The 16875-nt window shown below is 71.0% G+C and carries 16 protein-coding genes; 7 read left to right on the forward strand and 9 right to left on the reverse strand.

The genetic code is table 11. The annotated features are described in order from the left end of the window. Positions 1 to 41 precede the first annotated feature (41 nt). From ATC03_RS02870 to ATC03_RS02890, 5 genes are all read right to left on the reverse strand, one after another. A complete protein-coding gene (locus tag ATC03_RS02870) occupies positions 42 to 1565 on the reverse strand; it encodes an APC family permease (protein ID WP_067872883.1) in 1524 nt (507 codons plus the stop codon). Positions 1566 to 1680: 115 nt separating this feature from the next. Next, on the reverse strand, positions 1681 to 2382 hold the full coding sequence (locus ATC03_RS02875) for an HAD family hydrolase (RefSeq protein WP_067872885.1): 702 nt from the start codon (positions 2380 to 2382) through the stop codon (positions 1681 to 1683). A 94-nt stretch (positions 2383 to 2476) separates the two neighbouring features. Beyond that, the gene (locus tag ATC03_RS02880; protein WP_067872888.1) at positions 2477 to 3841 is read right to left on the reverse strand and encodes an NAD-dependent succinate-semialdehyde dehydrogenase; all 1365 of its coding nucleotides are present in this window, start codon (positions 3839 to 3841) and stop codon (positions 2477 to 2479) included. A gap of 131 nt (positions 3842 to 3972) precedes the next feature. Further along, complete coding sequence (locus tag ATC03_RS02885) at positions 3973 to 4749, reverse strand: cache domain-containing protein (protein WP_067872891.1); 777 nt, start codon at positions 4747 to 4749, stop codon at positions 3973 to 3975. Further along, positions 4739 to 5500 carry a FadR/GntR family transcriptional regulator gene (locus tag ATC03_RS02890; protein ID WP_152030841.1) on the reverse strand — a complete coding sequence of 254 codons (762 nt, stop codon included), beginning with the start codon at positions 5498 to 5500 and terminating at the stop codon, positions 4739 to 4741. The genes ATC03_RS02885 and ATC03_RS02890 overlap by 11 nt, the downstream gene beginning before the upstream one ends. A 99-nt stretch (positions 5501 to 5599) precedes the next feature. Between ATC03_RS02890 and ATC03_RS02895 the strand changes: the two genes are divergently transcribed. The 3 genes from ATC03_RS02895 (at position 5600) to ATC03_RS02905 (ending at position 8297) form a co-directional block, all read left to right on the forward strand. Next, complete coding sequence (locus tag ATC03_RS02895) at positions 5600 to 6781, forward strand: CaiB/BaiF CoA transferase family protein (RefSeq protein WP_179947895.1); 1182 nt, start codon at positions 5600 to 5602, stop codon at positions 6779 to 6781. Continuing rightward, positions 6778 to 7977, forward strand: a complete 1200-nt coding sequence (locus tag ATC03_RS02900) for an acyl-CoA dehydrogenase family protein (RefSeq protein WP_067872897.1) — start codon at positions 6778 to 6780, stop codon at positions 7975 to 7977. Before ATC03_RS02895 ends, ATC03_RS02900 begins: the two co-directional genes overlap by 4 nt. Before the next feature lie 65 nt (positions 7978 to 8042). After that, positions 8043 to 8297, forward strand: coding sequence for a hypothetical protein (locus ATC03_RS02905; protein ID WP_152030842.1), 255 nt, complete (start codon positions 8043 to 8045; stop codon positions 8295 to 8297). A 69-nt stretch (positions 8298 to 8366) separates the two neighbouring features. Here the strand turns inward: ATC03_RS02905 and ATC03_RS02910 are convergent, their stop codons facing one another. Beyond that, complete coding sequence (locus tag ATC03_RS02910) at positions 8367 to 8696, reverse strand: hypothetical protein (RefSeq protein WP_067872903.1); 330 nt, start codon at positions 8694 to 8696, stop codon at positions 8367 to 8369. A gap of 290 nt (positions 8697 to 8986) precedes the next feature. Here ATC03_RS02910 and ATC03_RS02915 point away from each other — a divergent pair, with 290 nt between their 5' ends. The 4 genes from ATC03_RS02915 to ATC03_RS02930 all read left to right on the forward strand — a co-directional run bounded on the left by ATC03_RS02915 (position 8987) and on the right by ATC03_RS02930 (position 12249). Continuing rightward, positions 8987 to 9793, forward strand: coding sequence for an amino acid ABC transporter substrate-binding protein (locus ATC03_RS02915; RefSeq protein ID WP_067872905.1), 807 nt, complete (start codon positions 8987 to 8989; stop codon positions 9791 to 9793). Between the two features lie 113 nt (positions 9794 to 9906). Further along, the gene (locus tag ATC03_RS02920; RefSeq protein ID WP_179947896.1) at positions 9907 to 10575 is read left to right on the forward strand and encodes an amino acid ABC transporter permease; all 669 of its coding nucleotides are present in this window, start codon (positions 9907 to 9909) and stop codon (positions 10573 to 10575) included. Between the two features lie 10 nt (positions 10576 to 10585). Next, entirely contained in the window at positions 10586 to 11440 is an 855-nt protein-coding gene (locus tag ATC03_RS02925; RefSeq protein WP_084003674.1) for an amino acid ABC transporter ATP-binding protein, read from the forward strand. 53 nt (positions 11441 to 11493) lie between these two features. Beyond that, positions 11494 to 12249, forward strand: a complete 756-nt coding sequence (locus ATC03_RS02930; protein ID WP_152030843.1) for a Pr6Pr family membrane protein — start codon at positions 11494 to 11496, stop codon at positions 12247 to 12249. Here the strand turns inward: ATC03_RS02930 and ATC03_RS02935 are convergent. The 3 genes from ATC03_RS02935 to ATC03_RS02945 form a co-directional block, all read right to left on the reverse strand. Beyond that, positions 12146 to 13681 carry a flavin monoamine oxidase family protein gene (locus tag ATC03_RS02935; RefSeq protein ID WP_067872912.1) on the reverse strand — a complete coding sequence of 512 codons (1536 nt, stop codon included), beginning with the start codon at positions 13679 to 13681 and terminating at the stop codon, positions 12146 to 12148. The genes ATC03_RS02930 and ATC03_RS02935 overlap by 104 nt on opposite strands. A 173-nt stretch (positions 13682 to 13854) precedes the next feature. Next, positions 13855 to 15267 carry an aspartate aminotransferase family protein gene (locus ATC03_RS02940; RefSeq protein WP_084003238.1) on the reverse strand — a complete coding sequence of 471 codons (1413 nt, stop codon included), beginning with the start codon at positions 15265 to 15267 and terminating at the stop codon, positions 13855 to 13857. A gap of 20 nt (positions 15268 to 15287) precedes the next feature. Beyond that, positions 15288 to 16868 carry a CoA-acylating methylmalonate-semialdehyde dehydrogenase gene (locus tag ATC03_RS02945; RefSeq protein ID WP_067872915.1) on the reverse strand — a complete coding sequence of 527 codons (1581 nt, stop codon included), beginning with the start codon at positions 16866 to 16868 and terminating at the stop codon, positions 15288 to 15290. Positions 16869 to 16875: the final 7 nt, after the last annotated feature.

Raw genomic sequence — 16875 nt, forward strand, 5'->3', positions numbered from 1 at the left:
GCTCTGCTGTGGCGAGCCTGGCTGAGGCGCGGTGACGCCGGTCAGTCGACCTTGGACATCGAGGCGGTCTCGGCACGACGCACGGCCAGGCGCTCGGCGACCTCGATCGCGTCGCCCGCGGGGGCGTCGGACTTGCGGTCGGGGCGCGCGATGAACAGGTACGCGAGGCCCGAGACGAGCACGACGCCGAGCCCGATCCAGACGGCGTAGTCGGCCACGACGTCGCCGGAGGAGCCGGGGGTGGCGAGCAGCCAGATCGCGAACACCCCGTAGGCGAGCGCGAGCACGTTGATCACGATGCCGGCGCCGCCGAGCGAGAACGTTCCGGCGGGCTTCCACCCGCGCAGGCGCTGGCGGAGGGCCCCGAGCACGACCATCTGGAACGCGATGTAGATGCCCAGCACCGCGAAGGCCGTGACGGGCAGCGTGATCGCCGGGTTCACGTAGATGAACACCGTGATGATCGCGGGCACGGTGCACGCGACGATGAGCGCGTTGCGCGGCACCTTCGTGTTCGGGCTGACCTTCGCGAGCCAGCGGTGGCCCGGGATCATGCCGTCGCGCGCGAAGCTGTAGAGCAGGCGGCTCGCGGCGGCCTGCAGGCTCAGCACGCACGAGATGAACGCGAGCACGGCGACGCCGAGGAAGATCTTGGCGCCGACGGTGCCGAGCGTCGCCTCGAGGATTCCGGGGATCGGGTCGGCGTCTTCACCCGAGACGATCGAGGCGAGGTCGGGGGCCGCGAGCACGTAGCCGCCGAACGAGAACAGCGCCGAGACGCCGCCCACGAGGATCGTCAGGATCATGGCCTTGGGAATGCGGCGACCCGGGTTCGAGACCTCTTCCGCGACATCCCCGCAGGCCTCGAAGCCGTAGAAGAGGAAGAGGCCGGCGATGGCCGAACCGATGAACGCGGTCGCGTACGAGCCGTCGCCCTGCACGTTCATGGTGTCGAAGAAGACGCTGAACTCCTGCTTGCGCTGGAAGACGAGCAGGTAGAGGCCGACCCCGATGACGCCGATGAGCTCGGCGGCGAGGCCGATCTGTGCGACGCGGGCGAGCGTCTTCGTGCCCGTGAAGTTGAAGATCAGGGCGATCACGAGCAGGCCGAGCGTGATCGCGAGGGTCGACTCGGGCGTCGCGGTGATGCCGACGAGGCTCGCGACGAAGCCCGAACCGTAGCCGGCCACGGCGGTGATCGTGACGATCATGGCCCAGATGTAGATCCAGGCGGCCATCCACGCGTAGCGGCGACCCCAGAGGCGCCGGGCCCATGGGTAGATGCCGCCGTGGATCGGGTACTGCGAGACGACCTCGCCGAACACGAGCGACACGAGTAGCTGGCCCGCACCGACGATGACGATCCACCAGATCGAGGGCGGTCCGCCGATCGAGAGGGCGACGGCGAAGAGCGAGTAGACGCCCACCAAGGGGGAGAGGTAGGTGAAGCCGAGGGCGAAGTTCGCCCAGAGACTCATCGAGCGATTGAACGAGTCCTGGTAGCCGAGGACTTCGAGGTGATCGCCGTCGCCGAGGTCGGTCGGCTTGGCTGGTTCGACGGACATATGCGCCTTTCAGGGTCGTCAAGAGGTGCCGTCGACGCCCCCACGCCGCGACCACCTCATCGTGGTTGCGCCAGCATAGCCATACTTCCGGTCGTAAAACTATAGGTTGGGATGATTAAGTTCGCGGATGCCGCGGCGCGGCCGATCCGAGCAGCGCGGGCAGTTCGTGCATGCTCGTGAAGATCTGCGAGGCGCCGGCCGCGGCCAGCGATTCCGGCGCCGTGGCCGCAGGCCCGCCGGGGGCGAAGCCGAAGACGGTCGCCCCGGCGGCCACGCCGGCCGTGACGCCGGCGACCGTGTCCTCGACGACGGCGCAGTCGCGGGGATCGACGCCGAGCCCCGCCGCCGCGGCGAGGTAGACATCGGGGGCGGGCTTGCTGCGCGGTGTCTCCATGCCGCTGTACACGTGCTCGCCGAAGGCGTCGGCCAGCCCGATCTTCGCCAGCTGCAGCTCGATCTTCGCCCGATCGGCGCCCGAGGCACAGGCGATCCGTCGGTCGAACGCGGCGGCCACGGCCGTGACGGCGGCGACCGCTCCGGGGATCGGCTCGAGCTCGACCGCGAGGGCGCGATTGCGCCGGTCGCGGAACTCGAGCAGCCAGGCCTGGTCGGGCCGCACGCCCGTGTGCGCCTCGATGACGTCGAACTCGTCGGTCAGGGCGCGGCCGATGAAACGTTCGACGCACTCCTCGCGGCTGATCGGCCAGCCGAGCTCGTGCAGCATGCCGCGCAGCACGCCGTTGGTGATGACCTCGGAATCGACGAGCACGCCGTCGCAGTCGAAGAGCACGGCCTGGAATCGCTGCGTGGGAGTCACCCCATCGACGCTACCTCGCGCACCCGGCCAGAACGACGGATGCCCCGGGGCGTCGGCCCCGGGGCATCCGGTCGTGCGAACGGCGAAGCGCAGATCAGCCGATGCGGATCATCTTCTTGTTGACGAACTCGTCGGCGCCGAAGCGGCCGAGCTCGCGGCCCGAGCCCGAGCGCTTGATGCCGCCGAAGGGCAGCTCGGCGCCGTCGGCCCCGACGACGTTGACGAAGACCATGCCGGCCTCGATCTTGTCGGCGACGCGCAGCGCCTGCTCGGAATCGGTCGTGTAGACGTACGAGCCGAGGCCGAACGGGGTGTCGTTCGCGAGCTCGACCGCGGCGTCTTCGTCGGCGACCTTGAAGACCTGCGCGACGGGGCCGAAGAACTCCTCGTGGAACGCGTCGGAGCCGGGCTTGACGTCGGTGAGGATCGTGGCCGAGTAGTAGTTGCCGTTGCGCGTGCCGCCCGAGTGCAGCGTGGCGCCCTGCGCGACGGCGCGGGCCACCTGGTCGGCGAGGCCGTCGGCGGCCTTCGCCGACGAGAGCGGGCCGAGTGCAGTGCCCTCGGCGGCCGGGTCGCCCTCGGTGACGGCGTTCATCGCGGCCGTGAACTTGTCGAGGAACGGCTGGTACAGCTCTTCGACGACGATGAAGCGCTTGGCCGCGTTGCAGGCCTGGCCGTTGTTGTCGACGCGCGCGAACACGGCCGCCTCGACGGTCGCGTCGAGGTCGTCGGTCGAGAGCAGCACGAAGGGGTCGGAGCCGCCGAGCTCGAGCACGACCTTCTTCAGGTGACGGCCGGCGATCTCGGCGATCGCGGCCCCCGCGCGCTCGGAGCCCGTGAGCGAGACGCCCTGCACGCGCGGGTCGGCGATGACGGTCTCGATCTGGTCGTGCGAGGCGTAGAGGTTGACGTAGGCGCCCTCGGGGAAGCCGGCGTCGAGGAAGATCTGCTCCATCGCGGCGGCCGACGCGGGGCACTGCTCGGCGTGCTTCAGCAGGATCGTGTTGCCGATGATGAGGTTCGGGCCGGCGAAGCGGGCCACCTGGTAGTACGGGAAGTTCCACGGCATGATGCCGAGCAGCGGGCCGAGCGACGAGCGGCGGATGAGGGCCGAACCCTCGCCCGCGAGGAGCTCGATCTGCTCGTCGGCGAGCAGCGACTCGGCGTGGTCGGCGTAGTACTCGTAGATCGCGGCGGCGAACTCGACCTCGCCGACGGCCTGCTCGATGGGCTTGCCCATCTCACGGACGATGATCGCGCCGAGCTCCTGGGCGCGCTCGTTGTGCAGTTCGGCGACGCGGCGGATGAGGGCGGCGCGCTCGGCGACGGTCGTGTTCTTCGACCAGGCGCGGTGCGTCTCGGTCGCCTTCGCGATGGCGGCCTGCAGCGCCTCGTCGGAGATCGTGTCGTAGGACTCGACCGTCTCGCCGGTGGCGGGGTTGATCACGGCATAGCTCATGGGTTTCTCCTTCTCGGGTGCACACGCAGAGCTTCGTCTGCCTCGGTGCATACGCTCGAAATCAAAGATATATCAACGGATGATTTGATTCGACCCGGATGCTGCGGGGCTGCCCCGGGCGACCGGTGCGGCTACGGGCGGGCCGCCGCCGAGGGCGCGACGAGCACCCGGAACGGGGTGCCCTCGCACGCGATCGTCGTCGCCGCGTCGCCCGCGAGCTGTCCGACCTGGAGCGCGGGTTCGGTCGACAGCACGACCCGCGCGTCGGCGTTCACGAGGGCGAGCGGGGTCTCGGCCGCGAGGAATCCGGCGAGCAGCTCGGCCTCGAGCCGGCGAACGGTGATGTCGGCGCCCACCACGCCGACCATGCGCTCGCCGTCGGGCGCGTGCACCGGCATCGTGAGCGTGAGCAGGTAGTCGCACGTGCAGAGGTGATCGACGTACGGCCCCGTGACGTGCGCCTGCCGCGTGGTCGAGGGGATGCGGTACCACTCGAGCGACCGGAAGTCGCGCAGGTACTCGGTGTAGCCGCGCGTCGAGAGGTCGAGCCTGGTGGGCGCGTCGGTCGAGCCGAGCACCGGGTTGTCGGCGAGCGGGCCGAGCCACCAGGCGAAGTGCACGTCGCGTCCGCGCACGATCTCGCCGTCGGCGATGAACCCGGCGCCGACGTAGCGAGGCTCCGGCTCGACGAGCAGGGGCAGCACGAGGCCCGCGACGACCTGGTCGAGTTCGGCGGGGCGCACCTCGCCGACCGCGGTGTCGCTCGCGATCTCGCGGATGCCGGGGGCGATCGCCTGCTCGATCGGCGACCGCCAGGCGGCGAGCTGCTCGAACACCTCGGCGAACAGGCGCGACACGGCGACCGCGGCGTCGAGTGCCGCGGCGGGCGTGGGCTGCTCAGTCCTCATCGATGCCTCCTCCGCGTTCGACCCGTGCCTTGGCGGCGAGCAGTCGCCCGGCGAGGGCGGTCACGAGCTCGCCTGCGGCCGTGCGCGCCTCGCTCGGGCGGTGGGCGGCGACGCCGGCGACGATGCGTCGGTCGGCGGCCGCGGCATCCGCTCGCTCGCCCTCGTCGTCGAAGCCGAGCAGCAGCAGCGGACCGAACTCGGCCTGCAGGCGGATCTGCTCGCGCACGAGCCTGGCCGACTGGCTGAGCACGGCGAGCTCGAGGAAGAACCCGCCCTGGTTGGTGCGGGCGCCGGCGGCGGTCGTGAAGTCGGAGGCGTCGAGCCAGGCGCCGAGGCGCTCGGCGTCGGCGTCGGAGGCGCGTTCGGCGGCGCGTTCGGCGATGCCCGCGAGGATCGCGCCGAAGTAGACGGCCATGTCGCTGAGCTCGACCTGGGCGAGTGCGCGAAGGCGCGCCGTGAGGATCGTGCGGTGGTCGGCGTCGTCGGCCACGACGAAGCTGCCGCCGTCGCGACCGCGGCGGGTCTCGACGAGCCCCGCCTCGCGGAGGATGCCGAGGCCCTCGCGCACGGTGATGAGGGCGACGCCGAAGCGGCGGGCGAGCTCGGGCTCGCTCGGAAGGCGTTCGGCCGGGTTGAGCACACCCAGCACGATGCCGTCGGTGAGGCGCTGCGCGACCTGTTCGGCGCGACCCGCATCGGCGAGCTGGGCGAACACGGCTTCGCGTGCGCCGGGGCCCACCCTCGATTCCATGCGTTTCAGGCTAGTCGAGCGGTGAGGTCGCGGATGGCGGCGCGCCATAAAAAGATTCACTATAGGATGAATGTGAGTCGACGGTGATGGAGGCGGACGATGGCGAACGAGCAGCGCAGCAGCGCGACGACGGGCGTGCTCACCGGCATCCGCGTCGCCGACTTCTCGCGCGTGCTCGCCGGGCCGTACGCCACCATGATGCTCGCCGACTTCGGCGCCGACGTCGTGAAGATCGAACCACCGGCCGGCGACGACACCCGGCACTGGACCCCGCCCGTCGACGCGAACGGGCAGGCCACCTACTTCGGCAGCGTCAACCGCAACAAGCGCTCGGTCGCACTCGACCTGACGGATGCCGCGGGGCTGGCCGAGGCTCGTCGGCTCGCGGCCACCGCCGACGTCGTGATCGAGAACTTCCGGCCCGGCGTCATGGCCAGGTTCGGACTCGCCTACGACGACGTGCGCCAGCTCAACCCCGGGGTCGTCTACTGCTCGATCACGGGCTTCGGCGCAGGGCCCGGCGCAGCCCTCGCCGGGTACGACCTGCTCGTGCAGGCCGTCGGCGGGCTCATGTCGATCACCGGAGAGCCCGACGGCGACCCCGCCAAGGCGGGCGTCGCGCTCGTCGACGTGCTCACCGGGCAGAACGCGCTCGCCGGCATCCTGCTCGCCCTGCGCGAGCGCGACCGCACCGGGCATGGCCAGCAGGTCGAGCTCGACCTGCTCGGCAGCCTGCTCTCGGCGCTCACCAACCAGGCAGCGTCGACGCTCGCCACCGGCTCGCCGCCCCGCCGCCTCGGCAACGCGCACCCGAGCATCGCGCCCTACGCGGTGTTCCACGCCGCCGACCGCGAACTCGTGATCGCCGTCGGCAACGACAAGCAGTTCCGGGCGCTCGCGGGCGTGCTGGGCGAGCCCGCGCTCGCCGATGACGTGCGCTTCGCCGCGAACGGCGCTCGCGTCGGGCATCGCCACGAGCTGACCGAGATCATCGAGGCGCGCCTCGCCGCGGCATCCGCTGCGCACTGGATCACCATGCTCGAGCCCGCCGGCGTGCCCGCTGGACTCGTGAACGACATCGCCGAGGCCATCGCGTTCGCCGAGGCGCTCGGGCTCGAACCCGTCGCCGAGACCGGCACGGCGAGCCGCTCGGTCGCGAACCCGATCCGCCTCACCGCGACCCCCGCGACCTACCGCACGCCACCGCCCTCGCTCGACGAGCATGTCGGCGCCGACTGGCATCCGCTCGACGCACCAGCCCCGAAAGGACCGCACGCATGACCGCCACCGCACCCCGCATCGACTCGGTGTTCGACCTCGACGCCCTGCTCACCGAGGAGGAGCGCGAGTGGCAGCAGCGCGCCCGTGCCATCGCGCAGGAGCAGATCGCGCCGATCATCGAGGACGACTTCGAGCACAAGCACTTCCGCCGTGAGCTCATCAAGGTGCTCGGCGACGCGGGCCTGCTCGGCATGCACCTGCAGGGCTACGGATGCGCCGGCGCGGGCGCGGTGGCCTACGGGCTCGTCTGCCTCGAACTCGAGGCCGCCGACAGCGGCTGGCGCACCTTCGTGTCGGTGCAGGGCTCGCTCGCGATGAGCGCGATCCACAAGTACGGATCCGAGGAGCAGAAGCAGCGGTGGCTGCCCGGCATGGCCGCGGGCGACCTCGTCGGGTGCTTCGCGCTGACCGAGCCGCAGGGCGGCAGCGACCCCGCGGCGATGACGACCACCGCGCGCCGCGAGGGCGACGAGTGGGTCATCGACGGCGCCAAGCGCTGGATCGGCCTCGCGTCGCTCGCCGACGTCGCCGTCGTGTGGGCGCGCGTCGACGACCCCAGCGGCGCATTCGGCGAGGGCGCCGCCGCCGTGCGCGGCTTCCTCGTGCCGACCTCGACGGCGGGCTTCACGGCGACCCCCATCGACGGCAAGCTCTCGATGCGCGCCTCGGTGCAGTGCGACGTCGACCTCGACGGCGTGCGGGTGCCCGCCGACGCGTTGCTGCCGGGGGCAGCCGGCCTCTCGGGTCCGTTCGGCTGCCTCAACGAGGCGCGGTACGGCATCGTCTGGGGTGCGATGGGCGCCGCGCGTTCGTGCCTCGAGTCGGCGCTCGAGCGCTCGATCACGCGCGAGGTGTTCGGCAAGCCGATCGGCGCGAACCAGCTCACCCAGGCCAAGCTCGCCGACATGTTCGTCGAGGTCGAGAAGGGCGTGCTGCTCGCGCTGCACCTCGGGCGCCTCAAGGAGCGCGGCGCCCTGACGCCCGCCCAGATCTCGGTCGGCAAGCTGAACAGCGTGCGCGAGGCGCTCGAGATCGCCCATCAGGCGCGCTCGATCCTCGCGGGCGACGGCATCACGAACGCGTTCCCCGTGATGCGGCACGCGGCCAACCTCGAGTCGGTGCGCACCTACGAGGGCACCGACGAGATCCACCAGCTCGTCATCGGCCGTGCGCTCACGGGCATCGCCGCGTTCTAGGATTCGTCCGGATGCCGCTCACCCTGCGTCATCCATCACCACCGCACCACCCACAAGGAGCAGTCATGAAGGCAATGGAGCCTCGACTCACCCGCGCCGTCGTCGAATGGACCGGCTGGGGCACCGCCCCCGCACCGGTCAGGGACGATGCGCGCGTCATCGCGAAGTTCGGCGCCACCGCCGGGCCGGCGCTCGTCAAGGCGGCCCGCCGCCTCGAGGCCGACTACGGCTTCGGCTCGGAGGAGTTCCGCCTCCGGCATCCGGAACTCGGCACCGATGCGGTCGACGCCCTCGCCTGGGCGAGCGCCTACGACGCGTAGGGACCGAGCGGAACGACGAAGCGGCCCGCCCCGGATGGGGCGGGCCGCTTCGCGCGTGTGAGGTCGAGGTCAGTTGATGCCGGGGATGATCAGCCAGTGGTTCGCCAGCACGACCCAGATCGCCAGCACGACGAGGGCGGCGACGGTCACGCCGCGGCCCGTGCGGCCGCCGGCGAAGAGGGCGACGACGAGCGCGATGATCGTCGCGACGCCGAGCACGAGCGAGCCCCACGGAATGCCGGGCACGAAGAGCGAGAGCAGGAACAGTGCGGAGACGATGATCTCGATGACGCCGACGATCGTCGAACCGCCGCGGGCGCGCAGGCGCCAGATGCCGTCGACGAGGGCGAGCACGCCGCCGATGAGTGCGAGGAGCAGGAGCCAACTCAGGGTGATCATGGGGTTCCTTCGAGTCGTGATGCGGGGGACATCGCGCCGTCGTGGGGTCGACGACTCCGCAAAGTTAGCGGGGGCCGGGGCGGCGGCGGCGGGGGTTGCGCCGGATGCCGCCGAACGTGTATGCCGTTCGGCGCATGCTGGCCGGCGCCGTGGTCGCAGCCGGGCGGGAATGCAACGCGGGGTCACGCGGTTTCACTCTGGGACGCCCGCGTGATGCACTCGACGTGCGCCCGGGCGGCCGACCAGGCACCGGCGCACGACGCCATCCCCACGAACGGAGCACCACCCGCATGTCACGTGTCCGCAGCATCCTCGGCCTCGCCGCCGCATCCGCAGCCGTCCTGGCCCTCGCAGCCTGCTCGAGCGGCACGCCCGCTGCGAGCGAGAACGCGGCCGACAACGAGTTCGGACTCGTGAAGGCGGGCACGCTCACGGTCGCGACCGAGGGCACGTACCGTCCGTTCAGCTACCACGACGAGGGCACCGGCGACCTCGTCGGCTACGACGTCGAGATCGCCCAGGCCGTCGCCGACGAGCTGGGCCTGAAGGTCGAGTTCCAGGAGACCCAGTGGGATGCGATCTTCGCGGGCCTCGAGGCGGGCCGGTTCGACGTCATCGCGAACCAGGTCTCGATCAACCCCGAGCGTGAAGAGAGCTACCTCTTCTCGACGCCGTACACGGTGTCGCCGAGCGTCGTGGTCGTGAACGAGGGCGACACGTCGATCTCGAGCTTCGAAGACCTCGCGGGAAAGACCACCGCGCAGTCGCTGACGAGCAACTTCTACGAGCTCGCGACCGAGGCCGGCGCGAACGTCGAGGCCGTCGAGGGCTGGGCCCAGGCCGTCGCGCTGCTCGAGCAGGGCCGCGTCGACGCGACCGTCAACGACAAGCTGACCTTCCTCGACTATCTGAAGACCAACCCCGACGCGAAGCTCGAGGTCGTCGCCGAGACCGACCCCAGCGAGAGCGCCCTCGCGTTCACGAAGGACAAGACGGCACTCGTGAAGGCCGTCGACGAGGCCCTCGCGAAGCTCAAGGACGACGGCACGCTCGCCGAGATCGGCCAGAAGTACTTCGGCGCCGACGTCTCGGAGTAGTACCTTCCAGAACAAGCGTGCGAATGCACCGGCGTGAGTGCGAGCGCGTCCGCTTCGGCGGGCGCGCTCGCGTCTCGCGTCGGCCGTTCGCCTGAGCGGAAGGGGCTGACCGGGTGGATTCCTCGGGCTGGCAACTGTTCCTCGACTCCTTCTGGCCGATCGTCTGGGGCGGGTTGAGCGGCACGATCCCGCTCGCCCTGTCGTCGTTCGCCATCGGCCTCGTGCTGGCCCTCGGCGTCGCGCTCGCGCGCATCTCGAAGAACCGCGTGCTCTCGGGGGCGGCGCGCTTCTTCATCTCGGTGATCCGCGGCACGCCGCTGCTCGTGCAGCTATTCGTGATCTTCTACGGCCTGCCCGCGATCGGGCTCGTCATCGACCCGTGGCCGAGCGCGATCATCGCGTTCTCGCTGAACGTCGGCGGCTACGGTGCCGAGATCATCAGGGCGGCGATCCTCTCGGTGCCGAAGGGGCAGTGGGAGGCCGGCTACACGATCGGCATGTCGTCCGGCACGACGCTGCGCCGCATCATTCTGCCGCAGGCCGCCCGCGTGTCGGTGCCGCCGCTGTCGAACACGTTCATCTCGCTCGTGAAGGACACCTCGCTCGCGTCGCTGATCCTCGTGACCGAGCTGTTCCGCGTCTCGCAGCAGATCGCGGCGTTCAGCCAGGAGTTCATGCTGCTCTACCTCGAGGCCGCACTCGTGTACTGGCTGTTCTGCCTCGTGCTGTCGAGCGGGCAGACCGTCATCGAGCGGAGGCTCGACCGCTATGTCGCCGTCTGAGGAGCCCGTGATGCCCGAGAACCACGAAGAGCCCGAATTCACCGAGGCGGATGCCGCTGGCCGGCCGCGCGCCGGCGACCCCCTCGCACCCCGAGCGACGCCCGACGATGTCGTGCTGCTGACCGCACGCGGCATCCGCAAGTCGTTCGGCGACAACGAGGTGCTGCGCTCGATCGACCTCGAGGTGCGACGAGGCGAGGTCGTCGTGCTGATCGGCCCGAGCGGGTCGGGCAAGACGACCGTGCTGCGCTCGTTGAACGGACTCGAGACGCCCGACGCCGGCATCCTGAGCTTCGCGGGCGGGCCCGAGCTCGACTTCGCGGGCCGTGTGACCAAGCAGGGGCGGCTCGCGATGCGCGACCGCTCGGCCATGGTGTTCCAGCAGCACAACCTCTTTCCGCACATGACCGTGCTCGAGAACGTCATCGAGGGCCCGGTGCGCGTCCAGCGCGTGCCGAGGGCGCGGGCGATCGCCGAGGCTTCCGCCCTGCTCGACCGCGTCGGCCTCGCCGAGAAGCGCGACGCGTACCCGTTCGCCCTGTCGGGCGGGCAGCAGCAGCGCGTCGGCATCGTGCGTGCGCTCGCGCTGAAGCCCGACCTGCTGCTCTTCGACGAGCCCACGAGCGCGCTCGACCCCGAGCTCGTCGGCGAGGTGCTGAAGGTCATCAAGGAGCTCGCCGACGAGGGCTGGACCATGGTCGTCGTCACGCACGAGCTCGGCTTCGCGAGACAGGTCGCCGACGAGGTGCTGTTCATGGACGGCGGCGTCGTCGTCGAGCGCGGCGCACCGGGGGCCATGTTCACGAACCCGCGCGAGGCGCGCACCCGGCAGTTCCTCGACCGGATCCTGCGGCCGCTCGACTGAGCCGGCGGCGACGGCGGCGGCGGCGAGCAGCGGTGCTGGCGTAGCGTTGAGGCATGCCCGCCGTGACGTCCGGACTCTCGCAAGAGGCCCGGACTCGGCGGGCGCGCATGCTGCTGGGCGTGTTCCGGCTCGCGATCGTCGCGCTCGAGGTCATCGCGCTCATCGGCAACTTCCGCTACGTGCTCGGCTTCCGCACGTTCGCGACGGCCAACTTCTTCAGCTACTTCACGATCCAGTCGGCGTTCCTCGCCGTCATCACGCTCGCGATCGCGGCCGGGTTCGCGCTGACCGCACCACGGGACCCGGCGTGGCTCGGCATCCTGCGCACGTGCGTCACGGTCTACGTCGTGCTCTCGGGCATCGTGTTCGCGATCATCGTCGCCGAGTCGTCGTCGCACGGGTACCGCGTCGACGTGCCCTGGTCGGACACGCTGCTGCACTTCGTCGTGCCGGCGCTCGCGGTCATCGCCTGGTCGGTCGACAGCGTGCTCGGCGTGAACCCGCCCGTGCCCTGGTCGACGGTCGGCTGGGTGCTGCCGTTCCCGTTCGGCTGGCTGATCTACACCTTGATCCGAGGTGCGGATGTCGGGTGGTACCCGTACTTCTTCCTCGACGAGGCCCAGGTCGGCAGCGTGCTCGGGGTGGTGGTCGCGTGCGCGATCGTGCTCGCGATCTTCCTCGCGCTGACGGCCAGCTTCGTCGCGATCAACCGGTGGCTGTGGCGAAGGGCTCGAGATCGGCGAGCACGGCCGAAACGAAGTCCTGATCCGACAGCTGCTCGAGTCGGGTCGCCTGCGCTGCGGCGATGACGCCGACGAGCACGGCCTCGCCCGAGCCGGTCGCGACGCCGACGTCGATCCACCTCGCGACCGTCGGGAACCCGCCGACCACGCTGAGCACGGATGCCGGTGAGCCGGCGTCGGACGCCTCACCCTCGGCCTGCGCCTCCGCCGTGGCGTCGGCCGCGACATCCGCTCGCCAGAAGGGGGCGTCGAAGGCGAGCCAGACGACATCGACCACGCCCATGCCGAGCTGCGCGATGGCGAGCTGGTACGGGCGCGGCAGCGGCGGCTGGAACCGCACCTGGTCGGTCTTCAGCACGCCGAGCGGCAGCGTCGACACGACCCGGTCGACCGTGAGGGACTCGCCGGTGTCGAGGCGCAGGCTGACACGGGTGTCATTGGTGGCGATCTGCGTCACCGCGCTCGTCAGCACGATGTCGAGCCCGTCGGCGAGCTGATCGAGCACGCCCGAGATGGGCGAGGTCGGCAGGCTCAGGCCGGGCGGAGGAGCAAGCAGCTGCGCCGGATCCCACGCCTGGGCGGAGACCACGGTCGCGGCCGCGCCCGTCAGCGGCTCGAGCCCGCTCGAGATCGCGTGGCGCAGCCATCCGGCCGGGCTCACGCCGTCGTCGCCCGGCGCCTCGGAGGCCGGCACCTCGCCGGACTGCAGCAGCGCGGTGGCGACCGACACATCGTGGGGGAGCGCCTGCGACCAGACGTGCGCGCGCACGAGCGCGTCGGTTCCGGCCGTCGACGGCTCCACCTGGGTGCCGTCGATCCGCACCACGGCGGCCGACCCGAGGAACGGGATCGTGCCGACGGATGCCGCGGCCAGCGCCCCGACGAGCCCCTCGTCGTCGCCGACGAGCCAACTGCCGAGCTCGACCGGCGTGCCGAACGCGTCGTCGACGACGGATTGCACGCGCCCGCCGATGCGGTCGCGCGCCTCGATCACGATCACCTCGAAGCCCTGGTCGACGAGTTCGCGCGCGGCCGTGAGCCCGGCCAGGCCGGCGCCGATGACCGCGATGCGCTCGCCCGGCTCTGCGAACCCGGCGATGTCGCCGGCAGCCCGCAGCCCCGAGAGCCGAGCGCCCTGCAGCGTGCCCGGGGCGAGCGAGGACGTCGCCTCGCCCGCGAACACGAGGCGGCCGCCGATGGGCGTCGCCAGGCGCGTGCGCATCTGGTCGGTCGAGCCGAACTCGGCGAAGCTGAACGCACCGCGGGCGTACGGATCGGTGCCCCACGCCGAGCGCCGCATGTTCGTCGGACGCGGCACGGCCGACGGCGTGGGCGGGGCCGTCGGGGTCGGCGTCGCGGTGGGCGTCGTCGTCGGACGCGGCTCGTCCCACGTGCAGCTCGCGAGCACGATCGCGGCGGCACCGGCGAAGCCCGCGGCGAGGCCCGCCCTGAGGAACGTCCGCCGGGGGATCCCGTTAGGCGCGCCCCGTTCGTCCATGCGACTCAGGCTAGCCGACGCGCCCCGCCCGCCACGCGACGCCGCCCTGAACGCCCGGTGGCCCGGAGCGGTACGACCGGGCGCGGCCGTCCGCGACATCCGCTCGCGCTGCAACGACGAATCGCCCGATTCCGAACGGAACCGGGCGATTCGAACGCCGTGACGGGCGTGGGTCAAACGACGTACGAGTCGGCGACCGTGAGCGCCTCGTCGATGAGGTCGAGGCCGCGCACGAGCTCCTCCTCGCTGATCACGAGCGGGGGAGCGACGTGCAGTCGGTTGAAGTGCACGAACGGCCAGAGGCCGGCCTTCTTGCACGTAGTGGCCACCGCGCCCATGGGGGCGGCATCGGCACCGGCGGCGTTGAACGGTACGAGCGGCTCGCGCGTCTCGGCGTCCTTCACGAGCTCGATCGCCCAGAACAGGCCGAGGCCGCGCACCTCGCCGACCGACGGGTGCTTCGCCGCGATCTCGCGCAGGCGCGGACCGACGACGCGCTCGCCGAGGTCGCGCACGCGCTCGAGGATGCCGTCGCGCTCGAACACCTCGAACGTGGCGACGCCCGGGGCGCACGCGAGCGGGTGGCCCGAGTAGGTCAGGCCGCCCATGAAGGCCACGGTGTCGAAGTGCGCGGCGATCCGCTGCGAGATGACGACGCCGCCGAGCGGGGCGTAGCCCGAGTTGACGCCCTTCGCGAACGTGATGAGGTCGGGCACGACGCCGAAGTGGTTCACCGCGAACCACTCGCCGACGCGGCCGAAGCCGACCATGACCTCGTCGGCGATGTAGACGATGCCGTACTCGTCGGCCAGCGCGCGCACGCCCTCGAGGTAGCCGGGCGGCGGAACGAGCACGCCGTTCGTGCCGACGATCGTCTCGAGGATGATCGCGGCGATCGTGTTCGCGCCCTCGAGCACGATGACCTGCTCGAGGTGGGCGAGTGCACGCTCGGTCTCCTGCTCGGGGGTGGTCGCGCCCCACGACGAGCGGTACTCGTAGGGGCCGAAGAAGTGCGCGACCGACCCGTCGGACGGCTCGTTCGCCCAACGGCGCGGGTCGCCCGTGAGCGAGATCGCCGTCGCGGTGCCGCCGTGGTAGCTGCGGTACATCGACAGCACCTTGCGGCGCCCGGTGACCGCGCGGGCCATCCGCACGGCGTACTCGTTGGCGTCGGCGCCGCCGTTCGTGAAGAACACCTTGTCGAGATCGCCCGGGGCGACCTCGGCGATGCGGCGTGCGAGCTCGCCGCGCACGTCGTTCGCCATCGACGGCTGGATCGTCGCAAGGCGACCCGCCTGCTGCTGGATCGCGGCGACGAGGTCGGGGTGCTGGTGGCCCAGGTTCAGGTTCACGAGCTGGCTCGAGAAGTCGAGGTACGCGTTGCCCTGGTAGTCCCAGAACGTCGAGCCCTCGCCCGCGGCGATGGGCAGCGGGTCGATGAGGGCCTGCGCGCTCCAGGAGTGGAAGACGTGGGCGCGGTCGTCGGCGCGAACCTGCGCCTCGGCGCCGGCGTCGGGCAGCCCGTGCGCGGCGCCGTGGCGGTCGGTGTGCACCGCGGTCGCGGTGTCGCTGAGGGTGTCGGTCATGATGGAGGGTCCTCGCGGGGTCAGTGGTTCTGGGGGAAGCCGAGGTTGATGCCGGTGTGCGCGGAGTCGTTGCGGGTGGCCGGGTCGAGCCAGCGGGCCGTGATGGCCTTCTCGCGGGTGAAGAAGTCGAAGCCGTGCACGCCGTAGGCCTTCGCGTCGCCGAACAGCGACTGCTTCCATCCGCCGAACGAGTGGTAGGCGACGGGCACGGGGATCGGCACGTTGATACCGATCATGCCGACCTGGACCTCGTTCTGGAAGCGGCGGGCCGCGCCGCCGTCGTTCGTGAAGATGGCCGTGCCGTTGCCGAACTGGCCCGAGTTGATGAGGTCGAGGCCTTCGTCGTACGACTCGACGCGCACGACCGAGAGCACCGGGCCGAAGATCTCCTCGGTGTAGGCGCGGCTCGTGGTGGGCACGTTGTCGAGCAGGGTCGGGCCGAAGAAGAAGCCGTCCTCGTGGCCCTCGACCGTGAGGCTGCGGCCGTCGACGACGACCGTCGCACCGTCGGCCTCGGCGATGTCGACGTAGCTCGACACCTTGTCGCGGTGCACGTCGGTGATCAGCGGGCCCATGTCGGGCTCGACGCGCGTGCCGTCGCCGGCCTCGACGCCGGCGCCGTTGCCGATCTTCAGCTTCGCGATGCGCTCGGAGATCTTGGCGATGAGCTCGTCGGCGACGGGCTCGACGGCCAGCACGACCGAGATCGCCATGCAGCGCTCGCCCGCGGCGCCGTACCCGGCGTTGACGGCCGAGTCGGCGACGAGGTCGAGGTCGGCGTCGGGCAGCACGAGCATGTGGTTCTTCGCACCGCCGAGCGCCTGGACGCGCTTGCCGTGCTTCGAGGCGGTCTCGTAGATGTACTGCGCGATCGGCGTCGAGCCGACGAACGAGATCGACTGCACGAGCGGGCTCGTGAGCAGTCCGTCGACGGCGAGCTTGTCGCCCTGCAGCACGGTGAACACACCGTCGGGCAGGCCTGCCTCGCGCCAGAGTTCGGCGATCCAGAGCGCGGCCGACGGGTCCTTCTCACTGGGCTTGAGCACGACGGCGTTGCCCGCGGCGATCGCGATCGGGAAGAACCACATCGGCACCATGGCCGGGAAGTTGAACGGGCTGATGATGCCGACCACGCCGAGCGGCTGCTTGATCGAGTACACGTCGATGCCCGACGAGGCGTTCTCGCTGAACGCGCCCTTGATCAGGTGCGGGAACCCGGTCGCGAGCTCGACGACCTCCTGGCCGCGGAGGATCTCGCCCATCGCGTCGGAGACGACCTTGCCGTGCTCGGCGGTGATGATCTGCGCGAGCTCGCCCTTGCGCGAGTTCAGCAGCTCGCGGAACGCGAACATCACGGTCTGACGCTTCGCGATCGAGTAGCCGCTCCAGACCTGGAACCCGGCGTGCGCCGACGCGATCGCCGCATCGATCTCGGCCTGGTCGGCCAGCGCGACCTGCGCCCGCACGGCGCCTGTCGCGGGGTTGTACACCGGGGCCGTGCGGCCCGACGTCGAGGCGCGCACTGCGCCGTCGACCCAGTGCCCGATGGCGGGCAGGTCGGACGTCGAGGTGGTCGACGGGGCGGTCTCGGTGATGCTCATAGGTGGT

The organism is Agromyces aureus (assembly GCF_001660485.1).
Taxonomy (GTDB): domain Bacteria; phylum Actinomycetota; class Actinomycetes; order Actinomycetales; family Microbacteriaceae; genus Agromyces; species Agromyces aureus.